The 19,108-nt window shown below is 66.3% G+C and carries 23 protein-coding genes; 8 read left to right on the top strand and 15 right to left on the bottom strand.

Features of this window, described 5'->3' with window-relative positions:
- Positions 1 to 2 precede the first annotated feature (2 nt).
- The 6 genes from gcl to tgmA all read right to left on the bottom strand — a co-directional run bounded on the left by gcl (position 3) and on the right by tgmA (position 6,301).
- Positions 3 to 1,697: a glyoxylate carboligase gene (gene gcl, locus H4W30_RS07685; RefSeq protein ID WP_192742128.1), complete on the bottom strand. Its 1,695-nt coding sequence runs from the start codon at positions 1,695 to 1,697 to the stop codon at positions 3 to 5.
- 3 nt (positions 1,698 to 1,700) lie between these two features.
- The gene (locus H4W30_RS07680) at positions 1,701 to 2,588 is read right to left on the bottom strand and encodes a 2-hydroxy-3-oxopropionate reductase (protein ID WP_192742127.1); all 888 of its coding nucleotides are present in this window, start codon (positions 2,586 to 2,588) and stop codon (positions 1,701 to 1,703) included.
- Positions 2,585 to 3,412 carry a hydroxypyruvate isomerase family protein gene (locus H4W30_RS07675; RefSeq protein ID WP_192742126.1) on the bottom strand — a complete coding sequence of 276 codons (828 nt, stop codon included), beginning with the start codon at positions 3,410 to 3,412 and terminating at the stop codon, positions 2,585 to 2,587. Before H4W30_RS07675 ends, H4W30_RS07680 begins: the two co-directional genes overlap by 4 nt.
- A gap of 440 nt (positions 3,413 to 3,852) precedes the next feature.
- Positions 3,853 to 5,007: a methyltransferase domain-containing protein gene (locus H4W30_RS07670; protein WP_192742125.1), complete on the bottom strand. Its 1,155-nt coding sequence runs from the start codon at positions 5,005 to 5,007 to the stop codon at positions 3,853 to 3,855.
- Positions 5,004 to 5,957, bottom strand: coding sequence for an ATP-grasp ribosomal peptide maturase (gene tgmB / locus H4W30_RS07665; RefSeq protein WP_192742124.1), 954 nt, complete (start codon positions 5,955 to 5,957; stop codon positions 5,004 to 5,006). Before tgmB ends, H4W30_RS07670 begins: the two co-directional genes overlap by 4 nt.
- Positions 5,957 to 6,301, bottom strand: coding sequence for a putative ATP-grasp-modified RiPP (tgmA, locus tag H4W30_RS07660; protein WP_192742123.1), 345 nt, complete (start codon positions 6,299 to 6,301; stop codon positions 5,957 to 5,959). Before tgmA ends, tgmB begins: the two co-directional genes overlap by 1 nt.
- An 867-nt stretch (positions 6,302 to 7,168) precedes the next feature.
- On the opposite strand from tgmA, the gene H4W30_RS07655 reads away from it, so the two are divergent.
- From H4W30_RS07655 to H4W30_RS07645, 3 genes are read left to right on the top strand one after another with little or no spacing between them, the layout of a single operon-like run.
- On the top strand, positions 7,169 to 8,488 hold the full coding sequence (locus H4W30_RS07655; protein WP_192742122.1) for a helix-turn-helix domain-containing protein: 1,320 nt from the start codon (positions 7,169 to 7,171) through the stop codon (positions 8,486 to 8,488).
- A complete protein-coding gene (locus H4W30_RS07650) occupies positions 8,485 to 9,069 on the top strand; it encodes a GNAT family N-acetyltransferase (RefSeq protein WP_318780557.1) in 585 nt (194 codons plus the stop codon). The genes H4W30_RS07655 and H4W30_RS07650 overlap by 4 nt, the downstream gene beginning before the upstream one ends.
- Positions 9,059 to 9,226: a hypothetical protein gene (locus tag H4W30_RS07645; protein WP_192742121.1), complete on the top strand. Its 168-nt coding sequence runs from the start codon at positions 9,059 to 9,061 to the stop codon at positions 9,224 to 9,226. Before H4W30_RS07650 ends, H4W30_RS07645 begins: the two co-directional genes overlap by 11 nt.
- 40 nt (positions 9,227 to 9,266) lie before the next feature.
- Here the strand turns inward: H4W30_RS07645 and H4W30_RS07640 are convergent, their stop codons facing one another.
- The 4 genes from H4W30_RS07640 to H4W30_RS07625 all read right to left on the bottom strand — a co-directional run bounded on the left by H4W30_RS07640 (position 9,267) and on the right by H4W30_RS07625 (position 12,101).
- Entirely contained in the window at positions 9,267 to 9,905 is a 639-nt protein-coding gene (locus H4W30_RS07640; RefSeq protein WP_192742120.1) for a hypothetical protein, read from the bottom strand.
- Complete coding sequence (locus tag H4W30_RS07635; RefSeq protein ID WP_192742119.1) at positions 9,883 to 11,088, bottom strand: MAB_1171c family putative transporter; 1,206 nt, start codon at positions 11,086 to 11,088, stop codon at positions 9,883 to 9,885. The genes H4W30_RS07640 and H4W30_RS07635 overlap by 23 nt, the downstream gene beginning before the upstream one ends.
- Positions 11,089 to 11,601, bottom strand: coding sequence for a hypothetical protein (locus H4W30_RS07630; RefSeq protein WP_192742118.1), 513 nt, complete (start codon positions 11,599 to 11,601; stop codon positions 11,089 to 11,091). It abuts the gene before it with no gap.
- Positions 11,602 to 11,669: 68 nt separating this feature from the next.
- The gene (locus H4W30_RS07625) at positions 11,670 to 12,101 is read right to left on the bottom strand and encodes a hypothetical protein (RefSeq protein WP_192742117.1); all 432 of its coding nucleotides are present in this window, start codon (positions 12,099 to 12,101) and stop codon (positions 11,670 to 11,672) included.
- A gap of 283 nt (positions 12,102 to 12,384) precedes the next feature.
- Here H4W30_RS07625 and H4W30_RS07620 point away from each other — a divergent pair, with 283 nt between their 5' ends.
- The 5 genes from H4W30_RS07620 to H4W30_RS07600 all read left to right on the top strand — a co-directional run bounded on the left by H4W30_RS07620 (position 12,385) and on the right by H4W30_RS07600 (position 15,731).
- Positions 12,385 to 12,720 carry a hypothetical protein gene (locus tag H4W30_RS07620; protein WP_192742116.1) on the top strand — a complete coding sequence of 112 codons (336 nt, stop codon included), beginning with the start codon at positions 12,385 to 12,387 and terminating at the stop codon, positions 12,718 to 12,720.
- A complete protein-coding gene (locus H4W30_RS07615) occupies positions 12,717 to 13,151 on the top strand; it encodes a hypothetical protein (RefSeq protein ID WP_192742115.1) in 435 nt (144 codons plus the stop codon). Before H4W30_RS07620 ends, H4W30_RS07615 begins: the two co-directional genes overlap by 4 nt.
- A 77-nt stretch (positions 13,152 to 13,228) precedes the next feature.
- Positions 13,229 to 14,479 carry a hypothetical protein gene (locus H4W30_RS07610; protein WP_192742114.1) on the top strand — a complete coding sequence of 417 codons (1,251 nt, stop codon included), beginning with the start codon at positions 13,229 to 13,231 and terminating at the stop codon, positions 14,477 to 14,479.
- Positions 14,476 to 15,027: a hypothetical protein gene (locus H4W30_RS07605; RefSeq protein WP_192742113.1), complete on the top strand. Its 552-nt coding sequence runs from the start codon at positions 14,476 to 14,478 to the stop codon at positions 15,025 to 15,027. The genes H4W30_RS07610 and H4W30_RS07605 overlap by 4 nt, the downstream gene beginning before the upstream one ends.
- Positions 15,024 to 15,731 (top strand): DUF7341 domain-containing protein, encoded by a 708-nt coding sequence (locus H4W30_RS07600; protein WP_192742112.1) that lies wholly within the window; start codon positions 15,024 to 15,026, stop codon positions 15,729 to 15,731. The genes H4W30_RS07605 and H4W30_RS07600 overlap by 4 nt, the downstream gene beginning before the upstream one ends.
- Before the next feature lie 310 nt (positions 15,732 to 16,041).
- Here H4W30_RS07600 and H4W30_RS07595 read toward each other — a convergent pair whose 3' ends face one another.
- From H4W30_RS07595 to H4W30_RS07575, 5 genes are all read right to left on the bottom strand, one after another.
- Positions 16,042 to 16,425 carry a single stranded DNA-binding domain-containing protein gene (locus H4W30_RS07595; RefSeq protein ID WP_192742111.1) on the bottom strand — a complete coding sequence of 128 codons (384 nt, stop codon included), beginning with the start codon at positions 16,423 to 16,425 and terminating at the stop codon, positions 16,042 to 16,044.
- Between the two features lies 1 nt (position 16,426).
- A complete protein-coding gene (locus H4W30_RS07590) occupies positions 16,427 to 17,485 on the bottom strand; it encodes a DUF932 domain-containing protein (RefSeq protein ID WP_192742110.1) in 1,059 nt (352 codons plus the stop codon).
- A 215-nt stretch (positions 17,486 to 17,700) separates the two neighbouring features.
- Positions 17,701 to 17,970: a hypothetical protein gene (locus H4W30_RS07585; RefSeq protein WP_192742109.1), complete on the bottom strand. Its 270-nt coding sequence runs from the start codon at positions 17,968 to 17,970 to the stop codon at positions 17,701 to 17,703.
- 124 nt (positions 17,971 to 18,094) lie between these two features.
- Positions 18,095 to 18,502 (bottom strand): hypothetical protein, encoded by a 408-nt coding sequence (locus H4W30_RS07580; protein ID WP_192742108.1) that lies wholly within the window; start codon positions 18,500 to 18,502, stop codon positions 18,095 to 18,097.
- A gap of 101 nt (positions 18,503 to 18,603) precedes the next feature.
- The gene (locus tag H4W30_RS07575) at positions 18,604 to 19,086 is read right to left on the bottom strand and encodes a hypothetical protein (protein ID WP_192742107.1); all 483 of its coding nucleotides are present in this window, start codon (positions 19,084 to 19,086) and stop codon (positions 18,604 to 18,606) included.
- Between the last annotated feature and the right edge of the window lie 22 nt (positions 19,087 to 19,108).

Raw genomic sequence — 19,108 nt, 5'->3', positions numbered from 1 at the left:
CATCAGCCCGCGATCGGTTCGAACTCGACGACGCTGTCGAGCGCCTTGCCCATCGCGGCGTTCCCTTCGCGTTCGATCATGATCTCCACCAGCACCGGCCGCGACGTCCGCTCGGCCTCCTTGCGCGCCCACTCCAGCGACGTCCGGATCTCGCCCGGTTCGGTGACGCGGGTGCCGGAGCAGCCGTAGGCCTCCATGACCTTCACGTTGTCCGTGCCGATCTTGTCGTAGTGGATGTCCACCTCGAAGTTCATCTCGTAGCCGGTCTCGGCCTGCCGGATGAGCCCGAGGTACTCGTTGTTCAGCATGATCAGCACGAAGCCGACGTCGTACTGCGCGGCGACCGCCAGCTCCTCGACCAGGAACTGGAACGAGTAGTCCCCGACGACGCCGACGACCTCGGCCTCCGGTTTCGCCTTCTTGACCCCGATCGCCGCCGGGATCTCCCAGCCGAGCGGGCCCGCCTGGCCGCACACCTGATAGTGCCGTGGCTTGTGCGCGCGCTGGAACTGGCCGGACCAGATCTGGTAGAGCCCGATCGCGGTGACGAAGTAGGCGTCCTCGCCGTAGAACTCGTTGATCTCCTTGAACACCCGCGGCGCCTTGATCGGCGTGTCCTCGAAGTCCTCGCGGCGCGGCAGGCTCTCCTTGAGCTCGCCGATCCGCCGCGGCCACGCCCGATCCCGCACCGGCGAACGCTTGGACGCCGCCTCGATCAGCGCGTCCAGGAAGGCGCCCGTGTCCGACACGATGCCGAGGTCCGGCCCGAACACCTTGCCCAGCTGTGTCGGCTCGATGTCGACGTGGATGAACTTCCGGTTCCCCCGGTAGACGTCGAGATCACCGGTGTGCCGGTCGCCGAACCGCGCGCCGAGCGCCAGCACCAGATCCGCTTCGAGGAAGGCCGCGTTCGCCCATCGCTGCGACGTCTGGATACCCGCCATGCCGGCGAACAGTTCGTGGTCCTCGGGGAAGGTCCCCTTGCCCATCAACGTCACACCGACCGGGACGCCGAGCAGTTCGGCCGCGGTGCGCAGCCGGTCGCTCGCGTCGCCGAGCACCACGCCGCCACCGGCGAGGATCAGCGGCCGTTCGGCGGCGAGCAGCAGGTCCAGCGCCCGCTCGACCCTGGCGGGCGACGGCGTCGCCCTCGTGACCGGCAACGGCGAGTCGATACTGGAGTCCCACTCGATCTCCTGCCGCTGGACGTCGATCGGCAGGTCGATCAGCACCGGCCCCGGACGGCCGGACCGTGCGATCCGGAACGCCTCCCGGAACACCCACGGCAGCTGGGCCGCCTCCTTGACCTGCACGGCCCATTTCGTCACCGGTTTGGCGATCTCGACGATGTCGACGGCCTGGAACGCCTCGGTGTGCAGCTTCCGCGAGTCGGCCTGCCCGGTGATGCACAGGATCGGGATCGAGTCGGCCTGTGCGGTGTAGAGGCCGGTGATCATGTTCGTCCCGGCGGGCCCGGAGGTGCCGATCGCGACGCCGACGTTGCCGGTGGTCCTCGCCCAGCCGTCGGCCATATGGGTCGCGCCCTCTTCGTGGCGCACGATCAGATGCTCGATCCCGCTGTCCTGCATCGCGTGGTACAGCGGGAGGATCGCGGCGCCGGGGCAGCCGAACGCGGTGTCGACGCCCTCACTGACCAGGACGTCGACGACGGCCTGCATGGCGGGGATTCTTGGCATGCGTCACTCCTTGTTTTCCGCGCCGGACAGCGTTTCGACGACCTTCAGCAGCGCGGAGTGATCGAGCGAGCCGTGGCCCATCGCCCGTCCGGCGGCGACGAGCTGGGCGACCAGCCCGGTGAGCGGCAGCGCGACCTCGGCCTGCCTGGCGGCGGCGAGCGCGATGCCCATGTCCTTGTGGTGCAGGTCGATCCGGAAGCCCGGCGCGAATTCCCGCGCCACCATGGACTTCCGCTTCAGTTCGAGGATCCGGCTGCCCGCGAGGCCGCCCGCGAGGACGTCGAGCCCGACACCGGCGTCCACGCCGGAGGCTTCGAGCAGCACGATGGCCTCGGCGATGAGCGCGTAGGTTCCGCCGACCACCAGCTGGTTCGCGGCCTTGACGACCTGGCCGGCGCCGTGCGGTCCGACGTGGACGATCGTCTTGCCGACCGATTCCAGGATCGGGAGCGCCGCTGCGAAATCCTCGGCATCACCACCGGCCATAATGGACAGTGACGCCTGCTCGGCCCCGGCCTGGCCACCGGAAACGGGCGCGTCCAGCACGCGAATCTCCCGTTCGGCCGCCCGCTCGGCCACCTCGATGGAGGTCTCCGGCCGGATGGTGCTCATGTCGATCAGCAACGTGCCCGGTTTCGCCGACTCCAGCACCCCGCCCGCCGCGAGCACGACGGCCTCGACCTGCGGGTGGTTCGGCAGCATGGTGATGACGACCTCCGCGTCCGCCACGGCGTCCGTCACCCCGTTCGCGGCCCGGCCGCCCGCGGCCTCCAGCCTCGCGAGCGCGTCCGCGTTGGTGTCGAATCCGCTCACCTCGTGGCCGGCGGCGACGAGATGTCCCGCCATCGGCCCGCCCATGATCCCCAGGCCGATGAATCCCAGCTTGGTCATGCCAGTCCCCTTCGTTCGAAAGGCAGCCACGACAGCGATTCCGCGCTCGGCCCGTCGGGTTTGTACTCCACGCCGACCTGCCCGCGGTAGCCCGCCGTCTGCAGCTTTTCCAGGTATCCCTCGATGTCCAGCGTTCCGGTCCCCGGCTGGTGGCGCCCTGGGGCATCGGCTATCTGCACATGGCCGATCCGTCCGGTGTGGACGGTGGTGACCGTGTCGAGGTCGTCACCGTTGACCGCCAGGTGGTACAGGTCGGCCAGCAGCTTCACGTTGTCCCGCCCGAGTTCGTCGAGCACCTTCAGTACGTCGTCCGCGGTCTTGAGCGGGTACTTCTCCGCCCCCGACAACGGCTCCAGGACGATCTCGGCGCCGATGCGCGCGGCCGCGTCCGACGCGAGCGCCAGATTCGAGAGCCCGAGCTTGTCCTGCGCGGCCGGATCCGCGCCATCGATCCGGTTGCCGTAGAGCGCGTTGAACCGGCGGCAGCCGAGCCGCTCGCCCAGGTCGATCGCCGAGGCGATGCCGCGGGCGAACTCGTCCTCACGACCGGGCCAGGTGACCAGGCCGCGATCGCCGCCAGCCATGTCACCGGGGAAGAAGTTCAGCCCGGTCACCGCGACGCCCGCCCGCTCGACCGACGCCACGAAGGCGTCGACCTCGGCGTCGTCCGGCACCGGCGTCTCGAACGGCCACCAGTACTCGACCGCGGTGAAGCCCGCCGCGCGCGCCGCCTCCGCACGGTCGAGCAGCGGCAACTCGGTGAAGACCAGCGACAGGTTCAGCACGTAAGGCAGCGCGTGGCGCGAACCGGCAAGATCAGCCATCGAAACCTCTGTTATTTCGCTATGCGGAAACTTTCTTTCGTATATCGAGAATAGCCCGCTGACCAGTCCTCGGTCAACGGGCTTGTATCGGGGTGAAGACGCGCGCGTGTCGCGTTCGGGTAGGCGGTCGGTTGCCTGGCGCCGATGTCCCGAAAGCCACTCTCGGGACATCAGAGGTCGCGAAAGTGGCTTTCGCGGCACGCGCGCCAGCGCCGCGGGTCATGTCACGATCGGCCCGCACCCTGCCCCAGCGACGCGTTGCGAAAGCCACTTTCGCAACCTTCAACGTTGCGAAAGTCAAGTTGACACTGAGGTACCTAAAGAGGCTGGCCGAATAACCGCAGCTCAGGGACACTTTTTGGCCGCGTCGCACCTAGCAGGGTTCAGGCTTTGAAGCCGATTTGACGGGGGGGGTGGAGTCCAACTCCACCCCCCATCCCTTATCGAGCGGCTGGAACGTCCGGCAGATTCCAGCGGGTCGAACTGTCCGGTTGGTCGAGCCAGAGCCGGTGCCTTCCGTCTTGGGTCACCGTGAGCCCCAGCCGTTCCCACGTCGGGCTTCCCGCCGCAGTCCATTGATCATGGGCCCACTCGACGGCTTCCCATAAGCCTGTCTCGCCTGCCTCAGTCACAGTGCCGTCCGCAAGACCCACCTTGGCCCAGGAGCCGTCCGGCGCCGAGAGCGTGCTGAAGGTGGGTTGGAGGGTGTCCGGGGCCAGTTCATACCCGAACGTCGTTCCGGGCGGCAACCGCAGCTGAGCCAGGAACCACACAATCGGAACATCGTTCCACGGCTTCCCTGGCGTGTTCGTCGACCGGCTCTGCCCGCTTCCCGATACCCGATCTGCCTGGTTAGCATGCGGCGGGTTCTCGCTGTGCCGCATGGTCATGAAGGCCGCCCAACGGGCTGTGAACCGTCCTTCCAGCCGATCGCCGTTACGTCGGAGGTGAACCAGGTTGCCTGCACTGATCGCTCGTTTGAGATCGACAAGGACGGCACCGCCGTCGGCGAGTTGGTCCGCCCACGCCCAGGGCACCGCCGGGACGGAGCAGGTGGCGATGATCCGGTCGTAAGGAGCGAATTCGGGCAGCCCGTCGGCGCCATCCACGGCCCTCAAGGTCGGGAAGAAGCCCGCGGCGCTGAGCCTCGTCCGAGCCAGGTCGATCAGATCGGCGCCAACGTCGACCGAGAACACTTTGTCGTCGCCGAGCCTGTAGGCGAGCAATGCGGCGTTGTAGCCCGTGCCGGTGCCGATCTCCAGGACGCGCTGGCCGTTGCGCACGTCCAGCGTTTCGAGCATCCGCACCATGAGGTCCGGCTTGGTGCTCGATGAGATCGGCGTCCGGTGAGGCTTGTCGTTGGTGAGCGCCGTGATCAGGGTTTCCGGCGAGTAGACCCTCTTCAGGTGGCCAGCTGTGGCGAACTCGGTCCATTCGCCGGCGCTGTCCTGCTCGAAGGCGGTCGGGACGAGCAGGTGCCGAGGCACAGCCGAGACGGCCCGGTGCCACTCCGGCGAACGCAGGTCGCCACGTTCCCGCAGAGTGTCCGCGAGGCGTTCGGCGTAACTTGTCCAATCGGTGTCTACGGTGCTCATGGTTGGCCCCCTGCAAGTAGGTCGGCGAGTTGATCCGTCAGCGGCGCCCCGGTGGCATCTTCGAGCCATCCGTACTGCCCGCCCGCGTTGATCTCCAGGAACGTCCATGCACCGTCAGGATGAACAACGAAGTCGAGCGAACCGTATACCAGGCCCATCGACGTCATGAGCCGACGCACGCCGTCCACCACATCGGGTGGGGGCTCGATCAAGCTGTAGTCCAGGCTGTCGTAGTCAGTTCGCCAGTCGATGTACGCGGTCGCGCTCCTGGTGTGAATGGAAGCTGCGGTGATGTGGTCACCGATGACCACCATGCGAACCTCGAATGCCTTGGGCACCCAGCGTTGGAACAGGTGAGTTGTCTGATCGAGCCCCCGAAGGTCATCGAGGTCGGACTCCTGGACCAGTCGGGTGAAACTGATCTTGCGGACTCCTTCCTCCATGATCGTGTTGGTGCCGAAGGTCTTGGTGACCGTCTTGCCGCCCTTGACGAACGCATGAACTACGTCGGGATCGTTCGTGATTGCTGTCTCCGGTACATCGAGACCGCAACGCGCCGCCGTGACGAGCTGCACCGGCTTGTATGCCGCGTCAGCGAGCCGTGCTGGGTGGTTGACCCAAAGCACCGGCAGAGAGCTGAGTACACCACCCAGGCCGTATTTCGCCTCCAGGTTGGCGTGCGCCCGCTCGGCCGGGTTCATGTCGTCGGGGAACCGGTATGCGCGCGGCGACCTGTACCAGGCCGCTGTGATGCCCTCCAGGTCAATCACCCGCGCGGGGGTGTTGATCCGTCCGGCCCAGCGCTCGCCGCGCAGCTCAGCGGTGACGCTGAGCTGCGCAGGGAACCAAGCAGTGTTGACCCGGTGGACCACCACCTCACGATCCATCAACGCACGGACCATGAGATCGGCTGTCGCATCGATGTCTTCCGCAAGGATCAGGACGGACATTAGGCAGCGAAGGGCGAATCGGGGCAGTAGTCGTAGGTGAAGTCCTCCGACGGTCCTTCGTCGCCATCGTTGTTCGTGACCTTGTTCGCGGTAGCCGCGGTGATAGTCAACGGCACCCCGGTCTGGCTCACTGCCACCTGCAGGTCGTGGTCGTAGGTGAATGCCTCACGGATCGGGTTGCCTTGGTGGCGAGCCGGGCGCATCCCGCCGAGAACCCACGGCCGGACACCGGCGGGTGACGGGCTGCTGTGGTCGGCTGTCTCCTCCAGGCGCCCGAGCGGGAACTGTCCGCTGTGGCTCGTTACCGGATCACTCGCGAAACGCTCCAAAACACTTGCGGTCATGTCACTACTTTCTTTATCTGCCGACTGCCCCTTTGGCATTCGGAAATCTCTAAATCACATAATTGAACTAGTCTGAAGACGCTAACGGTCCTGCCGACCGGGACGCGGTCTGCGAACGGGTGATGGGTGACGGCTTACCAAACCTGCCTTGGCCGTTGTGGCGTGTCCCGCGTTCGATGCCTCGGCCAACACTTGCGCTCTCGTCATCCATTGGACCGCAACTTCACTCATGCCCTCTGAAGCCGCAGCCAACGCGGCTATGCACCACCAGTCGAGCCCCGGAAGCAGCGACAGTTCGTGCCATGCCCGCGCCACTCGACGAGCCGCATACGAGGTCTGCATAGCAAAGTCAGCGATTTCCGGTGCATTTATGGCAACTGTTCGCGCTTCTCGGTACTCCTTGTAGGCCCGAGTCCACGTGTCCCTCAACCGGTCGAACGTGCCGGGCGCGGTTCGTTCGTCAGACACCAGTGTCAGCACCCCTGTGCCACCTTCACCAAATCCAGCCCAACCGCAGCGCTCGCGATTGGGCACACCGCAGGCCCGGAAGGCTTGATGTCCGGTTCCGGACCTGCGGCGTGCGGTCCGAGGTCGCCCTTGGCGGGCATCACGGTGTCGCCTACGACGTGGCCTGCGGCGGCGCCGTGCTTCTGATCATGCAGCTGAGACATGTGCTGCTCCTGGTCGTTCGCCTATCGCCGCTGGTAACGCAGCGTGTTGGATACCTCCAGGTTGGCGCGCCGGACTCTGACTTCGGAATGCCGTGATCCCTGACTTCTTCTGCCTTCTTCTGCCTTCTGCCAGCTGAGCTCGCTCCAACGAGCGCACTCGCCCTAATGTGGAGGCATCGGGATAGAGGAGGGCGTGATGGTCGACAGCGAGTTGCCGCGTACCCGCCTTGACCAGCTGATGAAGCAGAAGCGCATGACGCTCAGGGATCTCATGGACCGGTACCGGGAGATCACTGGAACCGAGATGTCCGAGCGCCAGGCGTACCGGTGGGTCAACGGCGATCTGAAGAAGCGGCCCTATGCCCACGCTCAGGCGGCACTCGAACAGATATTCGGCGAAGCCGCTTCTCGATTGTTGGGTCCGGCCGTGGGAAGCGGACTCGTCCTCCAGGCAAGCCCGATGGAGACAATCGGTTTACCGCCTGACCACGAGCGGTACGACTGGCAACGACAGGTGATCGCGAGGAGCGCAATGCGGGCACGCGAGTTCCTGAGCAGGACGGAGGTATCGAACGTGGGAACAGAAACCTTGGACCAACTGACCGACGACGTTCGCCGGTTGACAGTGGCCTATCAGCAGGAGCCACTGGAAGCCCTGGTGGGCGACATGAGCGAAACGCAGAACCAGGTCTTCGGTCTGCTTGAGGGCCGCCAGCGCCCGAAGCAGAGTCGGGATCTCTATCTTCTTGCTGGTGTCGCATCCGGACTCATGGCACGTGCTTCGCACGATATCGGCGCGTCGGACGAAGCAATGGTCCATGCGCGAGCGGCCTTCGCGGCCGCAGACAATGCCGGACACGATGGCTTGAAGGCTTGGGTTAAGGGCTTACAGTCACTCATCGCTTATTGGGCTGGTCGCTACTCCGACTCCATCAAGTACGCCCGCCAAGGTGGGGAGTTCGCGGAGCGGAGCAGGAACACGTCTGCGGTGTGGCTCGCATCCGGGGAAGCACGGTCGCTAGCGGCACTCGGCCAGTTTGATGACGCCCGCGAGGCAGTCGATAGGGCGACTGAGGCGCGCGAGCTCGTTCGCAGAGATGACCTGGACGACTTGGGCGGGTTTTGCACGTTCAATCGGCCGCGCCAGCTCTACTACGCTGCGGAAGCGTTGGCTTGGGCAGGAAGCGACGCTGCCGCATCGACCGAGCGGTTTGCGCTCGAAGCGATCGCCGCATATGAGACCGCTCCCGCCGGCGATCGGGCGTTCGGCGACGAGGCGGGAACACGGTGCGCCCTCGCCGTCGCAAGGATCGCCAGAAGCGAATTCGATGGGGCCGCCGACGCGATGACCGAGGTTCTGGAGTTGCCCACCGGTCAGCGAACGCACGGCGTCGTTACGGCCGTAGGGCACGTACAGCGAAGTCTCGCCGCGATCGAAGCAGAAGGCCGCGCCCTCAACGAGTTAGGTGATTCGATGCGTGCGTTCACCTCTCAGCGATTGGCGCTGCCCCAGTGACCGCCAAGGGCACAGAAGAAACGTGGACGGGCGTTCACTTGATGGGCACCACGACCCGGCTTCGGGAGTTCCGAGCGTCCGACGGGCCCGCCGCGCACCGGATCGTCGGCGACGATCGGGTGACGCATTTCCTCTCGTTCGACAGCCGCGATGAAGCGGCTGCGCAAGCCATGGTCGACGGAGCGGTCCAACGTGCGCGATCTCTGCCTCGGAACGAGTACTACCTTGCGATCACGCGCACGGACGACGACAGTCTGATCGGCTTCTGCCGACTCGCCCTATCAGGAGTGCAGGCCGCGAAGCTCGGATACGCCGTGGCCGCAGACTGCTGGGGCCGGGGGTTTGCATCGGATGCGGTCTCGACCATGCTTGACTTCGCGTTCGCCAACCTGGAACTGCACAGGGTCACCGCAGCGATCGGCCCGGACAACCCTGCCTCTCAGCGGGTTGTAGACCGACTCGGGTTCAAGCAGGAGGGCGTCCTCCGCGATCACGTCTTCACCAATGGGGCCTGGCGCGATTCTGTCCTCTACTCGATTCTCCGCAGCGAGTGGACAAAGGGACGCTCTCATGTGGACTGACCGTGTGGACCGTGAGCCCATCGAGATGGCGAACGATTCGTCTCTTGTGGACGTTCCCGCGGATTGGTGGCGGACCGAGTCCACGAACCCCAACACCGAAGACGAGTTCGAGGACACCCGCAGGGAAGAAGAGCAGCAGGGCCAGAAGTCGGCGTGACTGAAGTGGGGCGCTGCTACTAACAGCGCCCCACTCCTGTCTAGGCCAGCGCGGCGGCAAGTGCGATGTAGATTCCGCCACCGGCGAGAAGACCGGCGACGGCGCCGAAGCTGACTTCGGCTGTTGTGTGGTCCTTAAGTTCGACGCGGGACCAGCAGACCCAGGCGACGCCGAGGAATAGCAGGGCGAGCCATGGGCCGTAGACGCGCATGAGCATTACGGTGGCACCGGCCGCGACGATAGCGTGCATCGAGATCTTGAACTTCCACCCGAAGGTGATCGCGAGCGCGAGGACGAGGCAGGCGAGTTCGGCGGCCGCGAGAGCGATCATCTGGTGCGGCGCGTTGCCGACGATGAGGATGACGAACCCGAGTGCGAGCGAGCCGATGCACGCGGCGAACGGGACGAGCCGTCCGGCGCGGTTGGTGACGTGGTGGCTGTCCCACTTCCCCTGTTTTGCCCCGCGCACGATGACAGCCATCGGGATCAGCGAGCCGGTGACGCCGACGATGAGCCCCCACAGCAGGCTCTGGCCGAGGTGGTAACCGGTGACTTTCCAGGCAACGACGAGCGGCAGGCCGAGGACCCAGACCCACGGGGCGAGAACTTCGGTGGCGATGCGGGCCGCGCGCCGCCGGGTCTCGCTGGTGGCGGTCTCAGTGGACAGGGTCGGCGGCATGACTGCTGGTCTCCTTCAGGATCTCGGCGACGGTGGTGGACGTGCTGTAGGCGGTGGCGACCGTCGCGAGCCACGCGGCTTCCTCGCGGTAGTCATCGGTGGCCTCGTCCGGCGTGAACGCTACCGGGTGCTCGGCGTGCACGGGTGCGCCGTGCTCCGCAGTGACCAGGGCCGTGGCGATGGTCACGGCCTGCGCGTGTGCCCGGTTCGCGCTGGAGGCACCAGCCTCGGCCGACTGGAGTGCGGCGGTGTAGGCCGCCGGGTCCAGGTACGGCTGCAACGGCCCGACCAGCACGTCGTTGATCTCGGTCAGGCGGGTGCGGACCAGATCGGTGACGTCGGGCCGTCCGAAGACTCGCCGGGCTGGTGGTGCGTCGTACCGCAGCTCGGGGGCGAAGGTGGTCAGGTCGCGCCACAGCGGTTCGAGTGCGCGGTAGTGGCGGCGGAGCTGTCGGCGAGGGACGACGGCGGGCACGGTGACCCCGGCCATGAGCAGCAGGATTCCGGCCGTGGTGAGCACGCGGCTAGCGCCGATGTTGCCGAGTTCGGCCCACGGCGGATTGAGGTTGAAGCGGACCGCGAGGGAGTACAGCGCTTTGTGCGCGACGAAGGCCAGGCCGCAGATGCCGCCCCAGCGCAGGAGGCGGAGGCCGGTGCGGAGGTAGCCGCGGGGAAGGTCCTTGGCGTGGCGGCCGACGTAGACGACGTCGAACATGGCCAGTCCGAGGTACAGCTCGAATACGGCGAGGTAGGCGACGACGAAGGTGTGGTTGCCCGCCTCGGCGGTGATGGCGGGCAGGTTGCCCGGCAACAGCCCGAGCAGGTACAGGACGCACAGTGCGAGCTGCGCCCCGATGAGGATGCGGGTCCGGGTCCGGACCTTGGCGGGAATGGTCTCGACCGGGTGAGCGAGGTAGAGCACGAAGACCTGGAGCCAGTAGGCCGAGGACAACGTGAGCACGTGAACGATGTAGTTCGGCAGCGTGGGGATGCCGAACAGCCAGTCGTGCACGCCCCAGTCGGTGCCGAGGATCAACGCGACGTCGAGCGCGGCGAGCGCCTTGACCATGGCCAGCAGGCCGGGGGTGCGGGAGCGCCGCCAGGATCTGATCCAGTAGAGCAGTGCGGCGGTCACGGCCAGCCAGGTCAGGAGCTGCTGGACCTGGGCGACGGGGATGGGCATTCAGTCCTCCAGGAGGCGGTAACGCGCGGCGGGCGTTTCGCCGGTCGCGGAAAGGTTGGGCCTGGTGTGGCGCTCGATCAGGTAGGCGAATGTTTCGGCGGCCTGCTCCTGATCCGCAGCGAAGCCCCCGGCGCGCTTTACCGCGCGGGTGATCATGGCGTGATCAGGCTCGCCGGAGTCGGCCTCGCCGGCGTCGTCCCCGACGTGACGGCAGACGATGTGCCCGACTTCGTGCAGGACGATGTGCCGCCGGTGGCTGTGCGTGGTGTCGTCTCGGAAGAAGATGAAGTCGGTAGCGGCACCAGAAACCCAGACACCGTAAGGCAAAGGCTCGCCGGATCGGCGGGCCTCGGCCACGATGTTCGGCGGGTAGGGCTGGATCTGGATGGGGCGGCGGCGCACTGTAGACAGACGGGCTGCGAGCTCGTCAGGCGTGGCGGTGGCGGGCAGGTCGAGAGCGCTCACCAGCGCCCGGACGTCATCGAGCTGCGTGACCGGCGCGCTGCCGGTCACGACGCGTTGAGTCCGTCGCTGTCCCCGTCGTATCCAGTTCAGAAGTACCCGCCCGATGGCGGGCCAGGTCATGTGCCGTGCCCACCGTCCCGGGCTTCGAGTCCGCGCACGTGCTCGGTCAGCTCCTGGATCAGGCTCGCGCTGCGGTCCGATATGGCGAAGCTGCGCAGCATCGTCGTCGCCCCCGAGTCCACGCGCTGGCGCGGCATCTCAGGTTCGCCGGACAGCTTGTGCCGCCAGTCGTCGTAGACGTCGCGGTCGAGAAAGAACCCTGCTGGCACATCAAAGAACCTCGCCAGCCCCACGATGATGTTGGTGCGCGGGTGTGGCTGCTTTCCCGTTCGCATCTGCCACAGCGACGAGTACGACACGTCGACACCCGCCGCCGTTAGAGCGTCTGCAACGTCCCGGTCGCTGTGCGGTTTCCCGTCTTCCCTTCGTCGATTCTCGTACAGGAAACTCAGGGCTTCCTGGATCGAGACGACCCCCTCAAGCGTCATCGCATCCTCTTTTTGTTTACGGCTGTCAACACTTTCCAGCGATCTCGCGAATCGCGTTGACAAACTTGCACCTCACCCGGCTATGGTCGGGTTACCGCGCTGCTTCGCCAGCACACACGCAAGACTCGAAAGTGTTTACGCCCATAAACATTCTTTAGTTTTCCGGCGCTCGTTCCCCTACGAACGCCCGCCGGTACTCACACACCTTTTGTTGATCAAGTCGTGTCTTAGTTGATCGCAGGTGTCGCGCCCTGCGTTAACGAGTTTGAGGGGATCGCTGTACGTGAAGCATGACACACCCACTTGCACTAACGAGCACGCCGAGCAGCCCACGAGGCCGGTCGACGCCTTCGCTCACCTGATCGCCTCGCTGCGCCGGATCAAGCGCAAGCAGGCGAAACTGTCCCAGGAACGCAAAGAGCATGAGGCAGTGATCAAGGCCGCCTTAGTGGCGGCCGGAGCAGAGGTCGGCACGGTCAACGGCGTCCCGGTCGTGAGCTTCACCCATGCTCTGCGAATCGCGCTGGATCAGAACCTGCTCAAGGAGCGCTACCCGGAGATCGCGAAGGAGTGTGCCGACATTTCGGAGGTCGCCACGTTCCGCCTGCTGGGCGTATGACGGTTCCGTTCGGTGAACTGGTCGCGCTGGCCAGGGCCATGGTTGCCCAGGCCCGCGCGACCAGCCCAGCCGGTGTGCCCGGCGACGGCGAGACCGCCGCGACCGTGGCCGCTCTGCTCACGGCCGAACCGCGGAATGAGGCCCAGATCCTCGCGATCGTCACCGTCATCGTCCGCGACAGCCTTGCTGATCCGTTCCGCGAGACCACCGCGAACCGCTGGCGGTCGCTGCTGCCGAGCTGGGTGCAGCCGCAACTGATCGGCTCGACCGTGAACCGTCTTCGCGCCGCCGGGCTGCTGGTCCACACCGGCCGCTACGTGCGCTCGACCGACTCGACAGGCCGCAACGTCGGCAAACTCCAAGCTGTCTACGCCTTCGACGCCGAAGCCCTGCGCGACCACGAGCTACAGGCGCAGGCCACCGCGTCCTGACCAACCCGCTTCACACCGCCACGCGGACGCGTGGCGGTGTTCACCGTGCCCATTTTGTCCTGTAGGGGGATTTCTTCATGGCGCGTGATCACGCACGCCTCGATCTGAACATCTGGGACAAGGACGACTTCCGCGCGCTCTCGCGCGAAGCGAAGCTCTTGTATATCCAGCTTTTCTCCCAGCGGAAGCTCTCTTACGCCGGGGTTCTCGACCTGGCGGTGAAGCGCTGGAACCGGCCGCACGCAGACCTGGATCTGACGGAGATCCGCGCAGCGCTGTCAGAGCTGGACGCCGCCCGGTTCGTGGTGATCGACCAGGACACCGAGGAACTCCTCGTCAGGTCGTTCATTCGCAGTGACGAGCTGTACAAGCAGCCGAACATGCTGCGCGGCGCGCTGCGCGTCGCGTTCGACATTGAGTCCCCGATCCTGCGGGCCGCGCTCGCCGCCGAACTGCGGCGGTTGCCCGCGCACGTGACCGGCCCCGCCCCGGCGATCGCGGCGAACGAACTGGAGGCCGGAGCGCCTGAGCTGCCACCGGTCGTCAAGGCCGCCATGACGGTCCGCCCGTCCGGCCGCCCCTCGCCGGCGGGCCGACCCCCACACCAGGACGGAGCGTCCGAACCGGACTCCGGCGGGGCGATCACACCTGGCATCGACCGGCCCGCGCCCAGCTCACGGGGTTCGGCGAACCCTTCCGCGACCCCTTCGCTGAACCCTTCGGCGAAGGACCTGGGAGAAGGGAGTAGGGAGCGGGAGACTGGAGAACCTTCTTTCGTTTCTCGTAGTGAGAAAGTGGGGTTACCCGCGCGTGACGCGCACGGCGCCCGCGCGACGCGGATAGCAGCCGAGACCCCGGCGGCGCAAGAGGACAGCCCCGGCGATTCCGCGGGCGCTGCCCCGCCGGGCTCGGTGCGTCGGCGTCGACGGGCCGAGGCCGAGCGGCTGGTGGACTTCTATGGCTCGTCGGTGCCCGCACCTGTCCGGGCCCAGCTCGTGGCGCAGGTGATCCCGCTGATTCGAGAAGGCATCGGCAGCAACGTGATCGGCTCGGGCTTGGCGGCCTGGTCAGGCAAGGCGCTGCCGCCGACCTTCCTGCCGATGCTCGTCGGGGAGCGGATGCGTGCGGCCCGTATCGCGACCGATCCGAAAAAGCGTGCTTGGGACGCGGAGATGGTGGACCGGTTCGAGAGCCTGCGCTCAGCCGCGATCGCCGAGGACGAACAACACGGGGTCGGCCTGCTCGTGCGGCAGGCTCAGCCGCAGCACGCGGACGCCGACCAGCTGACCGCGATCCTCGACGCCGCACTCGATCAGGCGATCGCGTGAGCACGCTGCACGCGGTGATGAGCCGCTCCGACGTGCGCGGCCTGCTGATCCGGCACACCGGCGTACACGCGTCGGAGGACGTCGTCTCGGCTTGGGAGTCCGGCCTCGCCGGCTACAGCCTCGCCGAGTGTCATCGTGCCTTCGCCGCGTTCGGCCCAGCCGCGCGGCGGGCGACACCGTCCGAGATCGCCGGTCGGTGCGACGCGGCCCGCGACCGCGCTACGGGCGAACCCGCGCCGGTTCAGTCCGCGGCTTCACCACGCGCCAGCACCCGCGACTACTACCGGCAAGCCGGGATGCTCGGAATCCGAGCGGTGTACGCGGCGATGGGCTGGAAACGCAACCCGGATCACGATCTCGCTCGATCCGTGGCCTGCCCATTCTGCAAGGCACGGGCCTGGGCGGTGTGCGGGCCGCTCTCGCGCAACCGGGCGGGTGTCCGGGAGATGCGCGACCCCGTGCACCGGATGCACCCCTCCCGCCTCCGCCGCGCCCAAGCCGAACTCAAGCGCGCCAACGGCACCCCCGAACAGGAGACCACCCGATGACCAGCACCCTCACCCCTCACACGGCCGAGGAGCATCAAGCCGACCCGCTGGCCGCGCGGCTGGCCTTCGACGCCGCGATCGATCAACTCATCCAGCCGAACATGCACACCCTGCTCCGCGACTCCGGAGCCGTGGAACGCGCTCTGGCACCGTGCCTGATCGACCAGCTGGTGACCGCGACCCAGCCGGGCACCGAGCGCACGGGCGGTTCCGCGCGAGGATCACGGCCACCCGCATCGTTGAACGCGCTCGCGTTGGTAGCCGAGATCAGTCAGACCCTCCGGAGTGCGCTGGCGGCTCTGGGACACGATCTCTTCGGAACCGGCGCGCGACCGTCTCTCGCCGGACAGCTGAGGTTGTGGGCCTCGCACGCGGGGTCCTGGCAGCTGGAGGACGTCGATTACCTCGCCTTCGCGGCCCAGGAGGCAGAGCGGTGGGTTGCCGCTGGCAGGTCGGTGCTCAATCCCGCTCCGGCGTATCGGCTGCGCGGGCACGCGTGCCCGACCTGCCAACACACAACGGTTCTCGTGTGGTCCGACACCGAACAGGAATGGCTGCGCCGACCCGCGCTCTCTGTGGACACTGACCGAGTGGAGACGGTGTGCGCGGCCTGCGATTCGCGTTGGGGACTGGAACATTGGGCACATCTCGGCCAGGTGCTGGCCAGCCAGCGGGCGGAAACCCTTGCCCTGGACTGTGAATAGCCTTGACACGATGATCACGAACCAGCGATACTGGCAGGGCTTGGCGGAGCTATACCCACCAAGTAGTCAGCTTTCTTGAAGGCCCCGCGCTCCCTCCCCCTCCGGCGCGGGGCCTTCTTCATGTGCGGACAGCGGCCACCGGACGCTGGCCCCGGCATCCCTCACTGAGCAGGCCGCACGCGGTGAGCCGCTGTCCGCACAACCCCCTCAAACCTCCGACTGTTCCGGGCCGCCTAGAGGCCCCGGAGAGCCGGGAAAGCCCCAGGGGGCCGGGAATCCGGCCCCCTGGGGCTGTTGCCGTTCAGTGCAGCTAGGGCCGATAAGGGCCGTAGTGGTGAGGCAGGTACCCCGACTCGGGCACATCATCCGGCCCGTCCGCCCAGCCCGCCCGCCACCACCGGGCCGCGATCTCGGTCACCGCCCCATCGCGCCCAATCGGCGTGTTGTAGGCGTGGACTTCCAGATCACCTTCGATGTACACCACGAAGGCGTAGACCATCGTCTCGAAGCTGTCCCACAACGCGATCTGCATATACGGCCACTTCCCAAGGTTCCAGCCGCCACGCCCCCACGAGCCGGGGACGTACCAGCCGAACTCCGTCGCCTTCTCGCGCCACTCGTGACCGTCGTAGGAGTCGACGTACTGACGAGGGATCCTCGGAAGCTTCACGGTCTGCGGGTCAAGTTCAGGCATGTCAGACCGCCAGCTTCTCGAACGCCGAGGCGCACAGCTTGGCGGCCGGTCCGAACAAGGTCGACTCCGCGCGTGCCCGCGCGGTCTCGGCGGGGTCGTCGTCGTTCTTGAGCTCGACGTGCGGCAAGTGCTGTGCAACCGTGAGGATGGCTTGAAGCGCGCCCCAGCGGGTCTTGCCGATGCCCGCGAACATGTCCAAATCGCCGTTGAAGATCACCCGCAGCATGGCCTTCCGGCGCTCATGCTGCTCTTTGAGCCACGTGTTCGCCGTCTCTGCCGGAGACGTCCACAGCTTCTCGCACACAGCCTCGAACTCGGCCAGCGTCATGCGCTTGGCCTTGAGCTTGTTGGCCACCTCGGCGATCTGCTGCGGAGCGGATTCCGCCCAACCCGTGATCGCCTTGACGTGGGAGCCGTCCATACCCACGGAGAAGGCGGCACCCATCTGGGATTCGGGCAACGTAATGGGCTGCACCGTGTTCGAGGCCGAGCGCACAACAGAGAACTTGATCACCGACTGGCGACCGGGAGTCAGCGAGGCGAGACATACAATCCTCAGCTCCAATTGGTCGACCTTGCCGATCTTGATCGGCTCGGGCATCCGCAGCGACATGAACGCCCCGGTGTTGTTCCACAACGGACCTGCGGCTGAACACTTCGCCTTGAGCTCCTTCGCGATCTCCGCGAGGACGCCCGCGCGGCGCTCGAACGACTCCGGCGTGAACTCACGCGCCACCGCCCCGATCGACTCGATACCCCCGGTCTCAGGGTTGTTCCGCACCAGCGCATACCAGCCGGGGACCTCCACTGACTCCGTGGTGTCGTCGGCGTCCACCAGGCCGTCACTCTCCTCGCCGGGCTCGACCCCGCCAAGGAAACACTTCGCCGCGTGTTTCGTCCCCACCTGCTTCCCGCACTCGCTGCACGTGCCGGTGGGCACCCAGGCAAACACCGGCTCCGGCCGAACATCCCAGCCTTTCAGGCCAGCCTTGCCCAGAAGCTCCAGAGGGGTCCTGGAACCATTGACCGCCGTTGCCAGGGCCGACCAGGCATCTTTCACCTTGGGCAGGACAGGAGCCGCTACAGGGGCCTCAGAAGCCTTGCTAGCTGCCTCCGGGGCAGCCTTCACCGCACTAGACATGAACAGGTTGCCTTTCCTCCGGGGTCTGACCGGTGTTGCTGCACCAGCCAGACCCGTGAATCCAACCCCTCCATAGTCTCAGGGCACCTGATACTAGTAACTAGGCCAAATGGGTGAAACCCGCAGGTCAGGGACTACGAGCCAGCGGGAGGCTTGCGGGGCGCGTTCTTGCCGCCCACCACTCCGGCGCGTTTGAGAATGGTCGCGATCGTGTCGTGCGACCAGCCGGTGTCCGCGATCAAATCCTTCGTGAGCACTCCGGCGCGGCGATCATCGACCACGATGGCCCGCAGTTCGTCTTCCGCGTCCGCGAGCTGGCGGCGGAGCCCGTCGACGCGGGCGAACTGACGTTCCCGGCGGGCCTTGCGTTCCTGGGCGGTCAGGCCCTGCGACGGCGCGTTCATGGTTCCATCCTCCCTCATCATCTCCCGTCGATGGGTCGATGCGCCGAACACGCGAAAGGCCGACGACGGGAGGGCGCCAGAACCTTTCTTGCCCCTTCCCGTCGCCGGCCTCAGCCTTCGCGTCTTAGACCACGGTCACCCGCGCCCAGAGGTCCGCGAAACGCGGGTGTTCCTTGAGCCATTCCATGAGCTCGGTCCACCGGTCGAGAGCCGTGCGCCCTTGCGGGGTCAGGACGTACACCCTTGAGCCGGAGTGGAACTCGATCATGCCGAACAAGCTGGCTTCACGCTGATCGGTGGATGTGGTTGCCCGGTAGAAGGTGGGCGTGCCGGAGTAGCCCACGGCGATCAGATACAGGATGCGCACCATCTGCCAGTCCCTGTTGAACCACTCGTACAGGGCCTCGCGCAGCTCCGGGTCCTCGCGAACCGCCGCTGCCGTCTCTCTGGCCAACGACTGGCGGGCGGCCCGGATCAGTGTGACGCCCTGGAGTAGGCGTTCTGCGTTACGATACTGAGCGTCGGAACTCATTTTCGGTTTGCCTTTCTGGGTTCCGCGCCGTGCCCCCGGAAGGTGTTGCTGCACCGTTTGACCGGGGGCACGGTCACATCAGGATGGGTTACGTGGTCGAGTCAGGCGGTCGCGAGGGGCAGGAACGGCTGAAACCGCGGACTGAGCAGGCGCCGCCACGACCGGTAAATCCAGACCTTCCCGCGCTTTTGTCGGAAGTCCTGCTCGGCCTCGTTGCACAGGAAGACCTCGGCGCCGAAGAACCGGCGGTCATCCTCGACACCCTCGCGGGTCCAGTTGTAACGAGACACGAAAGCCGCGAAATCCTCGCGGGCGGCCATCACGAATTCGGGTTCCGCCAGCTCCGCGTCACGAAAGCCGGACACCTCGAAGTCCACGAAGCGGCCGTCGTACACCCAGGCGTTCACACCGAAACGCTGCCGAGAAACGAGCGGAAACGCCTCCGCATACTCGTCCTGAATGTCATCCACGATGCAGCGCGCCAACTTTGACAAGCGGCGAATGTTGCCAGTGGCGAACACTCGGTCGCCAAACGACCTAGCTTGCACCCACTCGGCATGATTGGGCAAAAGAAGAGAAGACACGGTTCACCTTTCACTGGTCCCG

Origin of the sequence: Amycolatopsis roodepoortensis (genome assembly GCF_014873915.1) — a bacterium.
In the GTDB taxonomy this organism is placed as follows: domain Bacteria; phylum Actinomycetota; class Actinomycetes; order Mycobacteriales; family Pseudonocardiaceae; genus Amycolatopsis; species Amycolatopsis roodepoortensis.
This window is presented reverse-complemented; position numbering and strand designations above follow the sequence as displayed.